Source organism: Sulfitobacter marinus (assembly GCF_900116285.1).
Classification (GTDB): domain Bacteria; phylum Pseudomonadota; class Alphaproteobacteria; order Rhodobacterales; family Rhodobacteraceae; genus Sulfitobacter; species Sulfitobacter marinus.
The window spans coordinates 301,087-316,245 of the sequence record NZ_FPAJ01000001.1 but is presented as its reverse complement, the minus strand read 5'-3'; the positions used below and the strand labels follow the sequence as shown (position 1 = coordinate 316,245).

Annotated in this window: 16 protein-coding genes; 10 read left to right on the top strand and 6 right to left on the bottom strand. The window is 57.0% G+C overall.

The genetic code is table 11. The annotated features are described in order from the left end of the window. Positions 1–426: 426 nt before the first annotated feature. Positions 427–1,509, top strand: coding sequence for an NAD(P)/FAD-dependent oxidoreductase (locus BM347_RS01530; RefSeq protein WP_093914660.1), 1,083 nt, complete (start codon positions 427–429; stop codon positions 1,507–1,509). A 5-nt stretch (positions 1,510–1,514) separates the two neighbouring features. Here BM347_RS01530 and BM347_RS01525 read toward each other — a convergent pair whose 3' ends face one another. The 4 genes from BM347_RS01525 to BM347_RS01510 are packed head-to-tail and all read right to left on the bottom strand — an operon-like array spanning position 1,515 to position 5,417. Beyond that, positions 1,515–2,285 (bottom strand): SDR family NAD(P)-dependent oxidoreductase, encoded by a 771-nt coding sequence (locus BM347_RS01525; RefSeq protein WP_093914659.1) that lies wholly within the window; start codon positions 2,283–2,285, stop codon positions 1,515–1,517. Beyond that, positions 2,282–3,211 carry an SDR family oxidoreductase gene (locus tag BM347_RS01520; protein ID WP_093914658.1) on the bottom strand — a complete coding sequence of 310 codons (930 nt, stop codon included), beginning with the start codon at positions 3,209–3,211 and terminating at the stop codon, positions 2,282–2,284. The genes BM347_RS01525 and BM347_RS01520 overlap by 4 nt, the downstream gene beginning before the upstream one ends. Beyond that, entirely contained in the window at positions 3,208–4,104 is an 897-nt protein-coding gene (locus BM347_RS01515; protein ID WP_093914657.1) for a bile acid:sodium symporter family protein, read from the bottom strand. Before BM347_RS01515 ends, BM347_RS01520 begins: the two co-directional genes overlap by 4 nt. Next, the gene (locus BM347_RS01510; protein WP_093914656.1) at positions 4,101–5,417 is read right to left on the bottom strand and encodes a flavin-containing monooxygenase; all 1,317 of its coding nucleotides are present in this window, start codon (positions 5,415–5,417) and stop codon (positions 4,101–4,103) included. The genes BM347_RS01515 and BM347_RS01510 overlap by 4 nt, the downstream gene beginning before the upstream one ends. Before the next feature lie 62 nt (positions 5,418–5,479). Here BM347_RS01510 and BM347_RS01505 point away from each other — a divergent pair, with 62 nt between their 5' ends. Beyond that, a complete protein-coding gene (locus tag BM347_RS01505; RefSeq protein ID WP_093914655.1) occupies positions 5,480–6,127 on the top strand; it encodes a TetR/AcrR family transcriptional regulator in 648 nt (215 codons plus the stop codon). Between the two features lie 53 nt (positions 6,128–6,180). Here BM347_RS01505 and BM347_RS01500 read toward each other — a convergent pair whose 3' ends face one another. Further along, a complete protein-coding gene (locus tag BM347_RS01500) occupies positions 6,181–7,203 on the bottom strand; it encodes an alpha/beta hydrolase family protein (protein WP_093914654.1) in 1,023 nt (340 codons plus the stop codon). 142 nt (positions 7,204–7,345) lie between these two features. Here BM347_RS01500 and BM347_RS01495 point away from each other — a divergent pair, with 142 nt between their 5' ends. Further along, on the top strand, positions 7,346–8,350 hold the full coding sequence (locus BM347_RS01495) for a helix-turn-helix domain-containing protein (RefSeq protein ID WP_093914653.1): 1,005 nt from the start codon (positions 7,346–7,348) through the stop codon (positions 8,348–8,350). A 49-nt stretch (positions 8,351–8,399) separates the two neighbouring features. Here the strand turns inward: BM347_RS01495 and BM347_RS01490 are convergent, their stop codons facing one another. Then, on the bottom strand, positions 8,400–9,359 hold the full coding sequence (locus BM347_RS01490) for a LysR family transcriptional regulator (RefSeq protein ID WP_093914652.1): 960 nt from the start codon (positions 9,357–9,359) through the stop codon (positions 8,400–8,402). Positions 9,360–9,495: 136 nt separating this feature from the next. Here BM347_RS01490 and BM347_RS01485 point away from each other — a divergent pair, with 136 nt between their 5' ends. The 7 genes from BM347_RS01485 to BM347_RS01455 all read left to right on the top strand — a co-directional run bounded on the left by BM347_RS01485 (position 9,496) and on the right by BM347_RS01455 (position 15,156). Continuing rightward, positions 9,496–10,272 carry a transporter substrate-binding domain-containing protein gene (locus BM347_RS01485; RefSeq protein WP_093915365.1) on the top strand — a complete coding sequence of 259 codons (777 nt, stop codon included), beginning with the start codon at positions 9,496–9,498 and terminating at the stop codon, positions 10,270–10,272. 95 nt (positions 10,273–10,367) lie between these two features. Then, the gene (locus tag BM347_RS01480; protein WP_093914651.1) at positions 10,368–11,015 is read left to right on the top strand and encodes an amino acid ABC transporter permease; all 648 of its coding nucleotides are present in this window, start codon (positions 10,368–10,370) and stop codon (positions 11,013–11,015) included. 18 nt (positions 11,016–11,033) lie between these two features. Further along, complete coding sequence (locus BM347_RS01475) at positions 11,034–11,690, top strand: amino acid ABC transporter permease (RefSeq protein WP_093914650.1); 657 nt, start codon at positions 11,034–11,036, stop codon at positions 11,688–11,690. Between the two features lie 17 nt (positions 11,691–11,707). After that, positions 11,708–12,478 carry an amino acid ABC transporter ATP-binding protein gene (locus tag BM347_RS01470; protein ID WP_093914649.1) on the top strand — a complete coding sequence of 257 codons (771 nt, stop codon included), beginning with the start codon at positions 11,708–11,710 and terminating at the stop codon, positions 12,476–12,478. Continuing rightward, positions 12,475–13,827: an aminotransferase family protein gene (locus BM347_RS01465; protein WP_093914648.1), complete on the top strand. Its 1,353-nt coding sequence runs from the start codon at positions 12,475–12,477 to the stop codon at positions 13,825–13,827. The genes BM347_RS01470 and BM347_RS01465 overlap by 4 nt, the downstream gene beginning before the upstream one ends. Continuing rightward, positions 13,824–14,516, top strand: a complete 693-nt coding sequence (locus BM347_RS01460; RefSeq protein ID WP_093914647.1) for a CoA transferase subunit A — start codon at positions 13,824–13,826, stop codon at positions 14,514–14,516. Before BM347_RS01465 ends, BM347_RS01460 begins: the two co-directional genes overlap by 4 nt. Next, positions 14,503–15,156 (top strand): 3-oxoacid CoA-transferase subunit B, encoded by a 654-nt coding sequence (locus BM347_RS01455; protein WP_245764152.1) that lies wholly within the window; start codon positions 14,503–14,505, stop codon positions 15,154–15,156. The genes BM347_RS01460 and BM347_RS01455 overlap by 14 nt, the downstream gene beginning before the upstream one ends. Positions 15,157–15,159: the final 3 nt, after the last annotated feature.

The window sequence follows — 15,159 nt, the reverse complement described above, 5'->3', positions numbered from 1 at the left end:
ACGGGACATCGTGAAATGACCCTGATATATCTTGCCGTCGGTATCTGTCTCCCAAGAGATACACGACCGATTCACTCAGAAAGACTAGGAGCAAACTTACCTAGCGGCAATACCGCAAAGCGGAACACAGTTTCGCAACTCTTTAGATTGATTTCAACACCTTGATACCCGCATTTGGTGTTCGAACTTGCGAAGAACCCTTATTTTGTTGACGATCTCTTTCGCTTAAAACTGGCGAAATCCATCGTTCATCCGCACATGCGCGCCCAATCAGCGGCATTTCTGACAAATGACGTTACGTGCAAAGATGTAGATGCCATCGCGCGGACGCCATTGACGCTGGCGGATTACGCCTGCTTACTTGTCTGGATCAGGGTGGTTACTGTTTCGCCATTGTAACCACCGCCAAGGGTAAGGAATCCATAAATGACCAAACGTATCGCAATCGTTGGCGGCGGCTATATCGGCGCGGAGCTGGCCAAGGCGCTGGACGGCAAGGCCGACGTTACCTTGATCGAAACGCAAAGCCATTTTGTTCATACGCCCGCGATGATCCGCGCTGTTGTGCAACCGCAATTGCTGGACCGTGCGTTGATCCCATATGACCGTCTGCTGCAACACGGCAACGTCCGACGCGCGCGGGCGATTGGCGTTGATGCCCAAGGCGTGACCCTTGAGGGCGGCGAGAGAGTGGATGCCGACTATATCGTCGTTGCAACCGGGTCGGATAATGCCACACCGTTCAAGGCAAACGGGCAAGACATTGACACCCTGCGCGCCGATAATGCGCAGGTTCATGACCTGCTTTGCACAGCGCAAAGCATTGCCATTGTCGGCGCCGGTGCCGTTGGGACGGAGCTGGCCGGCGAGATTGCGCATTTCATGCCCGACAAAGATATAACGTTGATATCAAGTGAGCCCGACTTGTTCCCGACGATGCCAAAATCGCTTGGCGCTGGTTTGCTTTCCAAACTGAAAAACGCAGGCGTCACTGTTATTCTCGGCGCGCGAGCCGACACGTTAGACAACCCGACAGCGCCCTATGCAGGCACCCTGACGCTGAGCAACGGCCGAAGCGTCACGGCGGATCTGATCTTTCCGGTTACCGGTTCCCGCGCGAGCTCGGGTATCCTTGAAACGCTGCCCGGTGCCGCGAAAACCACCGCAAATCGCATCAAAACCGACCCATGGCTGCGCCCTTCGGCGCTGCCAAATCTGTTTGCGGCAGGCGACGTGGCGGATACCGGCGATGCCATGACCATCGTCGCGACCGCCCGCCAACTGCCCTGGCTGAAAAAGACGCTGCACGCCCTCGTGAACGGGGCCAAGGTCGCGGATATCAAGCCGTACAAGCCTTGGGCAAAGGCACCCATCCTGATCCCGCTTGGCCCCGACAAGGGCAATTCGTTTCTTATCCTGTTCACAGCGGGCGATCTGGTGACCCGCCTGATGAAAGGCAAAGATCTGTTTTTGTCCAAGTATAACAAGCTGTTCAATCGGGCGGGCTGACGCCGCTATCGCTCTGCCCCGCCGCCGTGGATTTTGCGCCGCATGGCGAATTGATACAAGCCGGGCGACGCCCGAATGAGCAAAGACGCAATGCGCGCCACCCGGCCCACCGGAATGAAATCGCGCCCCTTCTGGACGCCGCGCAATATGATTGTGGCGGCCGCTTCGGGGCTCAGGTGATCGATCCCATCCGCAGCAGAACCGGGGCGCACGATCCCGTCCTCGGTTTGTTGAGCATTGCCCGTATTGGTCGCGACAAAGCTGGGCGCGGCGATCAGGCAGCGCACGCCAAAGGGGGCTTCCTCGGACCTGAGCGATGCGAAAAAGCCCTGCATCGCGTGTTTGGACGCGGCATAGGCGGTGCGGTTGTGCAGCGGCGCGAACCCCGCCACGGAGGAGACCGCCAGATGCGTGCCGCGGCTTTCGCGGATCGGTATCAAAAAGGCGCGCGTCATCTCGATGGCCGCGAAGTAATTGATCTCGAACACCCGCCGGTGGCTTGCCGGATCGGATTGCGCAAACGGGCCGATTTGCGACACGCCCGCGTTACAGATCACCATATCAATCGAAGGCCGCGCCGCAATAATCCGCGCTGCGGCATCCGCCAGATCCGTCCCGTCGGTCAAATCGACCGCCACCGGCGTTCTGCTGTCAGACGCCTGCAACCCCGCGATGTTGATGTCCATCAGCACGCAATGCCAGCCCGCTGCCTCAAGCTGATCGGCCATCGCCCGACCCAAACCGCCATTCCCGCCGGAAATAACTGCTGTTTTCATAGCCCTGCCTCGCGTTGCCACAAATCGAATACTTCGGCTGACGTCAGTTCAGGCGTATAACCGAACACCTGTTTCAACCGGTCATTGGCCAGCACCGGACGGTATTGCAAGAACCGCACCTGTTCCGGCCCGTATTGCGACAGGCCCAGCGGATGCAGCACCGCCAGCGCGGCCTTTACCCCCCAAGCTGGCAACCGCAACACATGTTTTCCCATGGCGCGGGCCAGATCATCGATGGACATCCAGCCGTCACCTGCCACGTTGAAAATCCCCGCAGGCGCATCGGTCGCCGCGTGTCTGACAATCCGCGCCAGATCTTGCGTCCAGATAAACACAAACGGGCTGTCGCTGCCGCGGATCGACAGCATCCGTTTACGGCGAAACAGGGCGGTGATCTGATTGTCGACCCCTGCGCCCAGAACCGTCCCCACGCGCAGGATGACCTGCTCAAGCGTTGGCGTGGTTTTGCGTGCGGTGGCCAGCATCTCTTCGACCTGACGCTTGTGATCAGCGTAGGCAAATTCTGGGTTGCCGCGGCAGGGCGCATCCTCGGTCAGAGGCACGGGGTTATCCGGGTGATAGCCATAGGCCGCACCGGAGCTGGTCACCACCAAGCGTTTCACCCCATGTGCCGCGCATGCGTCCAGCACATTCCGCGTGCCGGTGATATCGACCGCGAATGCCTGTTCACGGCTCATGCCCGGCGGCGGGGTCACGATGGACGCAAGGTGCACAACGACGTCGGGGCGCTCCTGTCCGATTACCTTGTGGGGGTCCGTGCCCGTCACATCCATCCGCCGAAATCGCAAATGGCCGGGCAAACCAGTGTCAGCAAGATCGGTCACCACAAGGTTTTCAGACGGCAAGGCAGCGGCCAAGGCGCGGCCAACCATCCCAGCCCCGCCAGTAATCAAAATACGGGTCATCGCGCGGCCACCGTGCGTGACATGAACCTCGCCAAGGCAAGGCCAGAAATCGCATGCCAAACGCCCCAGAACGCCGCGACAATCGCCATGCCGCCCAGCCCGCCGAAGAAACCAAAGATCAACACCAGCCCAAGGCCCGAATTCTGAATACCCGTTTCGATCGTCACGGCGCGACGGTCAAAGGGGGACAGCCCCGCCAAGGTCGCCAACGCATAGCCGCCCCCGAGGCCAAGCGCATTATGCACAATCACCAGCCCTGCGATGCCACCGGCGAACGCAAGGAACAGCCCCCAGTTGGCGGCAAGGGCGATCACGATAAAGCCAAGGAAAATCCCCATCGACAACCATTGCAAGGGCATGCGCAGCTTGCTGGTGATATCAGGGCGTTTGGCATTCAGCACCAGCCCAAGGACAAGCGGCAGGACCAGCATCAGCCCCACCGTGATTGCAATGCTGACAGGGTCAATCACCGTCGCGCGCAGGATCTCAGCCGAGGGGGGATACAGACTGCCCCAAAAGGCGATATTCAGCGGCGTTAGAACAATCGCGACAATGGTCGCAAAGGCCGTCATCGACACTGACAAAGCAGCATTCCCACCCGCGCGATGCGTGATAAAGTTCGATATATTGCCGCCCGGACAGGCCGCAACCAAGATCAACCCAAGGGCTACCGATGCCTGCGGTTGCGTCACCAGAACAAGCATATATGTCAACGCAGGCAGCAGCAGAAACTGCGACATCAAGCCAACGATTAATGGTTTAGGCGCATTCGCCAGTATCTTAAAATCACGCGGTCTTAAGTCAAGCGCGATTGAGAACATAACCACCGCCAGAATGGCATTCAGCACCATCAACGACCCCGCAGAGAACGCGAGCACAGCTTCGTCAATCATGTCCGATCTCCTGCTAGTTTGGCAATCCACTGGCCCACCGCTTTGCGATAAGTTGCCTTGTCGACGTAATAGGCCATGCGCGGCAGATCGATATAACTCATGCTCCCGGTAGCCCGCTCAAACCCGCGCGCCTTGGTCTTTTTCAGCTCACGTGCTTCGGGCGTCCCATCGCGCAACCCTTTGATATAGCGGATAACCATCTCGGCCTGTTCGTGCCTCCCTTGCCAGCCCAGGCCTGATGCCTCGACCATACCCAACACGAAAATATCGTCACGTTCGGGATGCATGCAGTTCAGGTACAGATGCGGTGCGTCGCCTTGCCAATTCAGATGCGCATCATCGATAAACGGGTAATCCAGCTTGTACCCCGTCGCGGCGAGGATCATGTCGTATTCTGCGCTGGACCCGTCTTTGAAATGCACCGTTTTGCCGTCGAAACGGTCGATATCCGGGCGGATCGTAAGATCCCCATGACCTGCATGGTACAGCACCAGCGAATTAACCACAGGATGGCTTTCGTACAGCTTGTAATCCGGTTTCGGGAACCCATATTTCTGCGGATCCCCCACGAACCATTTCAAGATCGTGCCGTCCACAATCCGCTTGAGCGCCATAGGCAGTTTGATCGCCCCGCCCATCGTATCGGCGGGTTTGCCAAAGACGTATTTTGGGACGAAATAGTACCCCCGCCGCATCGACAAATCGCATGACACCCCGTGATGGATTGCGTCCACAGCGATGTCGCAGCCGGAATTGCCCGCACCGATGATCAGCACGCACTTGCCATCAAACTGGCTGGCGTGCCGGTATTGCGATGAATGGATAAGCTCGCCATCAAACTCGCCCTTAAAGCTGGGCATGTTCGGCGTGCTCAGCGTTCCGTTGGCGATCAGCAGACCCGCGAATTCCTCGACATGTTCGCCGCTATCGTCGCGCCACGTGATGCACCAGCCGCCATCGGGGCCATCGAGCGAGGTACAGTCCAGCACCTTGGCCCCGAACCGGTAGTGTTTATGCAGGTCAAAATGTTCCGCGAACTCCTCAAAGTATCGCTTCATCTCTCGGTGCGAGGGGTATTCGGCAACCTCTTCGCGCATCGGGAAATCGGTGAATTCGGTCATTTTCTTGGACGAAATCAGATGCGCCGTCTCGTACATGGTCGACAGTGGGCCATCGATATCCCACAGGCCGCCTACGCCAAAATTCAGCTCGAACCCCTGAAATTCAATGCCATTTTCCACCAGCAGCTTTGCCGCTGCCAACCCCATCGGCCCTGCCCCTATCAGAGCAAGCCGTTTAACCGCGTCTCCCATCGCGTCCTCCCTTTGTTAATCATTAACTTGAACACTTGTTCAATTTAAGGCAAGGTATTTTCATGACAAACGTACAACCCCTTGATGCCAAGCGAAAAAGAGCCCCCTCAAAGCGCGCACTTGAGACGAAAGCCCGTGTTTTCGATGCGGCAGAGAAAATTTTCGCCCTCAGCGGATATGATGGTGCCACGATACGCGACATCGCAGCAGAAGCGGGTGAGCCTGTGGGCACGATCCACCATCACGGTGGCGGCAAGAAAGCGCTGTTTCATCAGACTGTTGCACGCCGGGCTGATACATTATCACGGGTCAGGTTGGCCGCGCTTGAACAAGAGAAATCGGCAGGCACGCCGCCGCTTGAGGCTGTCGTCGCCGCCTTTGTCCGCCCCTTCTTTGATCTTTCAGCACAAGACCCCGCTTGGCGCGATTACGCACGGCTGGTTGCGTTTGTGTCGGCTGACGACCGTTGGCGCGATATCTCGGCTGAATGTTTCGACACGACGGCCGGGCTATTCTTGGCGGAGCTTCAAAAGCTGCTTCCCCATGCATCCAGACAACAGGTTGCCGAAGGGTTCGCGTTTTCCGTCGCCGCCATGCTTGCTTTGCTGACCTCACGAGAGCGTATTGGCGCGTTGGGCGCGGGATATTCAACTGAGGAGGCGCAAATCGACCGCCTTATTCGCTTTTGCGCGGCGGGCATGGTTGTGTGAAAATCGCATTGCGGCACGGTGATGGCTACAGCCACCACCATGCCTTATCGTTGTTAATCCAGATCAAAGTGGTCCAGCATCGCTTCGACGATTGTGTTCAAGACCTGCGCGCGGTCCGTGCCTTCGGGATCCGTGCAAACCGGATCGTCTTTTTCCTCACGCAAGATCGCCTCGCCCGCCGGTTTGCACAGCCCTAGCGCGCTGAAGTGCATGGCAGGGGCGATGTCCAGAACCCGCGCTTGCGGCACCAAAGCTTCAAAATTGCTGCCCGCCGTACTTGTGTCGGTCGCGGCAAGGCGGTCATCGCCCTCACCCAATCCGATCAGCAAAAGCGGGGCGTCAAACTCCTGCATATCTGCGGAGGTCAAGCCCCATGTCACACCGGGGTCAATCGCCGCAACCCGGCTTATCCGGTGATCCTTGTAGGACGCGTTATATTTCCGCGCGTCCAGCGTTGCCGGGTCATGTCCGGCCGTGGCCAGTTCAACGCAGAACTGCGACTGAGGCCCCGCAGCCTCGCAATAGTCATAGAGCCCATCCCGTCTGGCCTGCACACCGCCCAAGGAAAGCGCGGTCCACCCGCCATAGGAAAAGCCAGCCGCGTAAATGCGTGTTTCGTCAATTAAGGGCGCAAAGGTCATGTCCTGCATCACGGTGTCCAACGCGGCCGACAAATCCTGCGCACGGGTCCAATGGTTGAATGCCCCGTCCAGATCCAGATCAAAGGTCGTGCTGTTCGGGTGATTGACCGCAATCACGATCGCGCCACGCTCTGCCAGACCCGTACCAAGCCACGCCATCCGCGCATAGTTTCCGCCCCAGCCATGTGACATCAGAACGACCGGATATTGCCCAGCCACGGGGTCTGCGTTTTCAAGGACAGGCGCGCCGTAAAACACCGCGTTTTCGCCAAAGATGGCTTTGTCCTGCCCGGTGGCCGGAAACATGACAGACATTTCCATTTCGTGACTGTGGTGCTGGACCGCGATGGTCCGTTCAATCAACCCCACCTCTGATGCAAATGCGCTAGTCGCGACAGGCACCAGCAAAGCGGCGGCAAGAACTATATGTTTCATCGGATAACCTTTCGAATATTTGGTTTGAATGTTGACACCCCTATTCAACCGCTCGCATGGTTCCAGACGACCGATATCCGGTTTCAGGTCGTGCAGATCGGGATTTAGGACCTTTGATAATTAGAAAAGCAGACGTTACTTGATGCCAGTTTTACCCGTTCCCATGATCGTCAGTTTACTGCTGCTCGGCTTTGTTCTGCACCGGATGCTGACCCGCAAAACACATATCACGCTGTTGGTTCTGATCACCGTTTGCGCGGTGCAAAGCGCAATCATCGCGTTGGTCCAATATTACGGCGTGCCTAGCCTGCGGATCGTTCAAGCACTTCTTGCCACCATCATCCCCGCAATCGCCTGGCTGGCCTTTCGACAGGCATCGGCAGGTCATCTGCGCAATCAAAACATCTATATTCATCTGGTAATCGGGCCTGTCCTTGCGGTGATCGGTATGATCGTTAACCCCGATTGGCTGGACGTGGTGATCCCCTCTCTTTTTGCGGGATATGGCCTCGCTATCTTGATTGTTCTGCGCCAAGGCGAAGACAGCCTGCCCCACAGCCGGTTAGAAAACGGCTATCTGATCGTTTTGGTCTGGCGTGTTCTGGCGCTTGCTTTGATCGGGTCTGCGGCCACCGATATTTTCATCGCGGTCCGCATTTCATTGGGGCATTCAGATATGTTGCTTTGGCTGCCCAGCCTGTTGTCGTCGATCACGCTGCTGATCTTGGGCGCGATTGGCCTGTCGCACGCCATTGAAAGCCAAGATGCCCCCCAAGCCGAGCGCAGCCCCGATACCGAACAGGACAGGAAGCGCGACTCTGCCATTGTCGAAAAGCTTGAGACATATATCGAGACCAACAAGCCCTATCTTGACCCCGACCTTTCGCTGTCGCGTTTGTCCCGAAAATTGCTGGTACCGGAAAAACAGCTTTCGAGCGCGATTAATAAGTACAAAGGCGAAAATGTCTCGCGTTATATTAATGCCCACCGCGTCCAGCACGCCTGTTTGATGATACAAGACGGTGCATCAGTAACCGACGCGATGTTCGCCAGCGGATTTAATACCAAGTCGAATTTCAACCGGGAATTTCTAAGGGTGATGGGCACCAACCCACGGCTTTGGATGAAATCGCACCTGCAGGATTAGATGAACCGGCGGCTTTACGATACCTGATGATACGCTACATTAAGGCTCTTCATTTTCCATAGGTTCGGTCCGACACGCCAACGGCGGACAGCTCTGCTTCGATCTCTGCCAGGAAAATAGTCTCTGCCTCGGAGTGACGGCGCGCCGGATTGCTCAGCAGATATATGCTGACCAGCGGCAGGTCCTCGTAGGGGGGCAGCTGGCGGATGTGTCCGGCGGCAACATCCTGTTTGGCCACGTGAAGCGGCAGCGCACCGATCCCGACATTCGCCATGATCATACGCCGGATTTCGTTCAGGCTCGACGACACACCGCGCCAGTTGCGCGCCAAGTTCAGCCGGGCGCGTAGCATCGACACGGCCTCAAGCGGGCCACCTTCGGCTTCTGTCTGAAAGGCCACAAAGGGTTCGCCCTCGAGATCCTGCGGATCGATGTCCTTTACGCCAAACAAGCGGTGCCTTGCCCCGCAATAAAGCCCGAAATATTCGTTATACAGCACCATGGTGTTCAGTTTTTTGGGAATGCGCGGCAACAGGCAAATCCCGAAACTTGACCGGTTCAAGGTCACCATTTTCTCGACTTCGTCGCTCTCGTACACCGAAAAGGAATAGGTCACGTTGGGATGGTCATTCGAAAAGCGGTTGAGGAATTCATCAAAATGTTCCGAGATCACTGAACTGGTAATCGCGATTGATATATGCCCACGCAGTTCCGCATTCCCCTCCTCCATGATGGCGGGCAACTGTGACACGGTGCCAAAAATACCCGCGCATTCAGCGTATAGTACCTGCCCCGCGCGGGTGATCGAAAATTCGTTCGGTTTGCGGATCACCAGCGTTTGGCCAAACGCCTGTTCCAACCGTTTCAGGGCCGCCGACACCGTTGGTTGTTTCAGCCCAAGATGGGCCGCAGCCTTTGAGATGCCGCGCTGTTCCGCAACCACCATAAAGGTGCGTAGCAGGTTCCAGTCTAGGTTCCACGGAAACCTGTTTTGATGCGGTAGTATCATAGTTATCATCTATACTTATGATGCGTATTATTTATTTGCATGATACAATTCTCTTGTGCAAGTCTTTTTGCAGAGCGGGCCAACCGCCTTTGTATCACAGGTGAATCACTCACCAAAAACCAGCATGGAGACCAAAATGACTTCTCGTCGTACGATCCTGAAAACTGCCGTTGTTGCAGCAGGCTTTGCCGTCGCGGGCCTAAGCGCCGCCGTGGCCGAAGAGCTTAATACCCTAAAGGAAAAAGGTGTTATTCGCATCGCAATGTCCGGTGCCTATCCTCCCTTTAACTTTGTTAACGATCAAAATGAGGTTGTTGGCTTTGACCCCGCCGTTGGCACCGAGATAGCCAAGCGTATGGGCTTGGAAGCCGAGATCGTCACCACCGCATGGGATGGAATCATTGGCGGTTTGTTGGCCAATAAATACGATGCAATCGTAGGCTCCATGACCATCACGGATGAGCGCGACGAAGTTGTCGATTTTGTTGGTCCTTACTATTCCGACAAGCGCGCAATTTTTACGCAACCGGGTTCCGACATCAAAAGCCTTGCCGATCTTGAGGGCAAGAAAGTTGGCCTAACCTTGGGCGAAACCCACGAAGACTGGGCCCGCGCAAAAGGCTATGACATCAACACATATAAGGGCCTGCCTGAGCTGCTGCTTGAGCTGGAAAATGGCCGCGTCGATGCGATTGTGAACGATTCAATCGCGGCCATCCTTGCGATGACAGCGAAAGAGCAAGAATTCGCAATGTTCGACGATCCGGACACGAAACCTTTTGGCGCTGGCATTGCCATCCGCGAAGGTAGCCCCGAGCTTGCCGCCGAAATGCAAAAGGCGCTCGATTCCATGATGGAAGACGGCACCTATGTCGCTTTGGCTGAAAAGTGGATTGGCGCAGACATCCGCTAAGCCCTGTCGCCTCTCGCCCGTTAGCGCGGCGAGAGGCGCTTCGCCATCCGAGCCATGCAGCTAAACACCACAATGACTGAAAAAGGAGGGGCGACATGGATATTGACCTGATGCTCAAAGTCTATCCGTTCTTTCTTGAGGCGGCAGGACTGACCATTCTACTATCGATCCTGACGGCCATCCTTGGGCTTTTCTGCGGGATACTGGGTGTCGCTGCCCGTCTGTCACGCTTTGCCTTTATACGATTTCTGGGCGCGGCCTATGTCAGCGTGTTTCGCGGCACACCCGCGCTGATCCAGCTCTTCATCCTCTACTTTGGCGGCCCGCAGATCGGCATCCAGCTTGACGCCTTCGAGGCCGGTGTAATCGGTCTAGGTATCAATGCGGGTGCCTATATGACCGAAACAATCCGTGGCGCGATCATTTCGATCGACAAGGGCCAACGCGAGGCCGCCCGCACTTTGGGCCTAAGCAGCTGGCAAGCCATGTATAAGATCATCTTGCCGCAGGCAGCACGGCTAATGGTCCGCCCGCTGGGGGTGAACCTTAACATGCTGATCAAGGCGACTGCGCTTGTCGCGGCGATCTCGGTGATTGAACTGACCTACACCGCACAGCGCTATATCGGATCGACCTACAAGCCCTTTGAAATGTTCCTGCTCGCAGGGGTTCTTTACATGATCATCATCTATGTCGTCGGCCGGGGCGTTGCTTGGCTTGACCGCAAAGTACAGATCACCTGATTGGAATAGGAAAAGCAGATGGGCCTAGATTTTTCAATTATTCCCAAGCACTTGGACATTATCCTACTGGGGTGCGCATGGACAATCGGCATTACCGTTGTCGCTGCGATTATCAGCTTTTTCGGTGGCATCGTCTTTGCGGTGATCGCGCTCTATGCACCTTGGATCATCCGGCAGCCGTTTCGCCTGGTTGCTTGGGTTTTCATGGGGACGCCGCTGCTGCTTCAGCTGTTCCTGATCTATTTCGGCTTGGTGCAGATCGGCGTTGACCTGCCCGCCTTTGTCGCCGGGGTCATCGGGTTGGGCCTGCACTTTGCCGTCTATAACTCCGAGCTGATCCAAACCGCGATCCTGTCCGTCGACAAGGGGCAGATGGAGGCCGCCCGCACGGTCGGCCTAAGCCGTGGTCAAGCGTTGCGCAAAGTCGTGATCCCGCAAGCGGTACGTGCCGTGATCCCCCCGATTGGCAACAACATGATCGCCCTGCTCAAGGACAGCGCATTGGTGTCAGTCATCGGGGTAAGCGAGCTGACGCTCTCGGCCCAGCGCGTGATCGGTAAAACCTACCGTCCTTTCGAATTCTACATTCTTGCCGCGGCATTCTACTATGTCATCAACCTTTGCATGGAATGGGTGCAGCGTAAAATTGAACGCCGCATTTCGCTTTCCCGCTGATCCACAAGGCCAAAACAATGACCGATAAACAAGACTTCGTAGACATCCGTCACGCGCAGAAATCATATGGCAATCTTGAGGTTCTCAAAGACATCAGCCTAAAGGTGAAACGCGGGCAGATCGTCGCCATCATCGGGCCTTCGGGTTCGGGAAAATCCACGCTTTTGCGCGCGATCAACGACCTTGATCCGTTGACCAAGGGCGAGATTTGGCTGGACGGCGTTCAGGTCAATAAAAAGCTGCCGCACCGGCAGTATGAAAAGCACATCAATGAGATGCGCCAGCAGATCGGGATGGTGTTTCAACACTTTAACCTGTTCCCGCATATGACCGCCCGCGACAATGTCGCCATGGCCCCCAAGATGCTTAAAGGATTGTCTAAAGAAGAGGCTGACAAACTGGCCGAAGAACAGCTGGACAAGGTAGGTATGCTTGAGCGGATCGATTACTACCCCTCGCAACTGTCCGGCGGTCAAAAGCAGCGCGTCGCGATTGCCCGCGCGCTGGCGATGCACCCCAAGCTGATGCTGTTTGACGAGGCGACATCGGCGCTGGACCCTGAACTGGTGGATGAGGTGAACCAGGTCATGAAAAAGCTGGCCGAAGAGGACATGACGATGATCATCGTCACCCATGAAATGGATTTTGCCGCCTCGGTCTGTGATCGTGTGTTGTTCATGGATCAAGGTGTGGTTGTCGAAGAGGGCCCGCCCGAAGTTCTGTTCAAAAACCCCACCAAGGCGCGTACCCGTGAATTCTTGGGCAAACACCTTGGGGCGAACAAATGACCGACGCGGCGTCTTACCTGTTTTACCAATCCCGCAACCCCCGCCCCTTTCTGGATTATGGCGAGGGGATTTATCTCTTCGACGAAGACGGCAAGCGGTATATCGACGGATCGTCAGGCGCGATGGTGTCAAACATCGGCCATTCCACCCCCCGCGTTCTGGCCAAGATCAAAGCGCAGATGGACAAGGCGACCTTTGGCTACCGTTTGCATTTCCGCACCCACCCGTCCGAGGATCTGGCCGCCAAAACTGTTGCGATGACGCCAGACGGGCTGGACCGTGTGTTCTTTGTGTCTGGCGGATCGGAGGCCGTTGAAAGCGCGGTAAAGCTGGCGCGGCAATATGCCCTTACCCAAGGGCAGCCCAACCGGCACAGGGTCATTTCGCGGTTCCCCTCCTATCACGGCTGCACCCTTGGGGCGCTGGATTTGACGGGCTATGATCCCTTGCGTGCGCCCTTTGCCCCGATGATGGAAGGCATGCCCAAGATCGACGCGCCTGCCACCTACCTGGACCGCGATAACCTGACCGAAGAGCAACGCGGTCTGAAATATGCCGAATTGCTGCGCGACAGAATACTGGAGGAAGGGCCGGAAAACGTGCTGACCTTTGTGATGGAACCCGTAGGCGGTGCCTCGACCGGGGCCTTGGTCGCACCAGACAGCTATTACGGGCGCATCCGTGAGATTTGCGACGAATACGGCGTGCTGCTGATCTATGACGAGGTCATGACCGGCGCAGGCCGCACCGGCAAATTCCTAGCCGCCGAACATTGGGGCATCACGCCCGACATCGTTGCCATGTCCAAGGGATTTGGCGCAGGCTATGCCCCGCTTGGCGCGATCATAGCAGGCGCGCGTATCGTTGAACCGGTACTGGACTCGGGCGGGTTCCAGCACGGGTTTACCTATGCGGGCAACCCTTTGGCCTGCTCTGCTGGGCTCGCTGTGCTAGAGGAAATGGAAGATCAGGGATTGATCGAAAATGCCGCCAAGATGGGCGAAGTTTTAATGGCCGAGTTGCGCGCCTTGATGGACCGCTATCCCTTTATCGGCGATGTGCGTGGCAAGGGGCTGCTGACCGCCTTTGAATTCGTGTCGGACCTCAGCACCATGGAACCGCTTGATCCTGCGCTAAACGCCTATGAACGGCTGGTTGAGCTGGCCTATGCCCGCGGTTTGATCATCTATTCGCGTCGCACGCGGGGCGGCACGGCGGGGGATCATTTCCTATTGGCCCCACCACTGATCATCACCGAGGCGCAGATCGGCGAAATGATGGTGATCCTGCGGGACGCGCTAGATGCCTTCGCCGCCGAGATCGGCCAGCCGGTTGAGCACGCCGCATGAGGTTTCCAGACAAGACATGCGCCATGGATGCGGCGATTGGCAGGATCAAGGACGGTCATACGGTCATGATCGGGGGTTTTGGCGTGCCGGGTACCCCCATGACGCTGATCCACGCCTTGGTCGCACATGGCGCAAGGGACCTGACGGTGATCAAGAATGATGCGAACGAGCCGGGCATGGGCATCGACCATCTCTTGCAAAGCGGTCAGGTTAAACGTCTGATCACAACCCATTTGGGGCTGAACAGCCACGCGATCGAACTGATGAATACAAAACAGATTGAGGTTGAATTTAATGCGCAGGGCATTTTGGCCGAACGTATCCGCGCCGGCGGGGCTGGTATTGGTGCGATCCTGAGTGACATCGGCATCGGCACCGAACTTGCACATGGCAAACAGGTCGTTGAAATGGCGGGGGTATCTTATGTGGTCGAACCTGCTTTGCGCGCCGATGTGGCCCTGATCCACGCGGACCGGGCCGATACATTCGGCAACCTCGCCTTTGCCGCGACTGCGCGAAACTTCAACCCCCTGATGGCCATGGCAGCGGATTGTGTAATTGTCGAATCCGAAAGCATTATGCCGCTGGGTGCGATTGACCCCGATGATGTGCACAGCGCAGGGGTTTTTGTGGATCACGTGTCCCCGCTGGCCGAGCTGTCAAAGGAATACGCCGTTGTCCAACGCTAGGGAACGCATGATTGCCCGCGCCGCGCGCGAGATTAGCCCCGGTACCGTGGTGAATTTGGGTATTGGGTTGCCAACGAAGGTGGTGAACCATCTGCCCGCTGATTTCCCCGTATGCCTGCATACTGAAAACGGGCTGACGGGTATTGGCCCCACGCTGTCACCGGAAGATGCGGATAGAAACCTGATTGATGCCGGTGGGGCCTATGTCTCCGCCCTGCCCGGTTCTGCGTTTATGCATAGCGCGGACAGCTTTGCCATCGTGCGCTCGGGGCGACTTGACCTGACGATGCTTGGCGCGTTCGAGGTCAGCGCCGCGGGCGATCTGGCCAACTGGAAAATCCCCGGCAAGTTCAGCCCCGGCGTCGGCGGCGGGATTGAGCTGGCGCAAAAAGCGCGCCGTGTGATCGTGTTGACCACCCACACGGACCGAGCGGGAAACCCCAAGCTGAAACAAACCTGCACCTTGCCCCTAACGGCGCATCGCTGTGTGTCGCGCATATTCACAGATATGGCCGTGATTGACGTCAGCGCGCAGGGCTTTCATCTGGTCGAAACCGCCCAAGGCGTCACCGCCGCCGAAGTCGCCGAGGCCACTGATGCGCCGCTGATCCTACCCGATACACCCCACCCCACATTCTGAGGC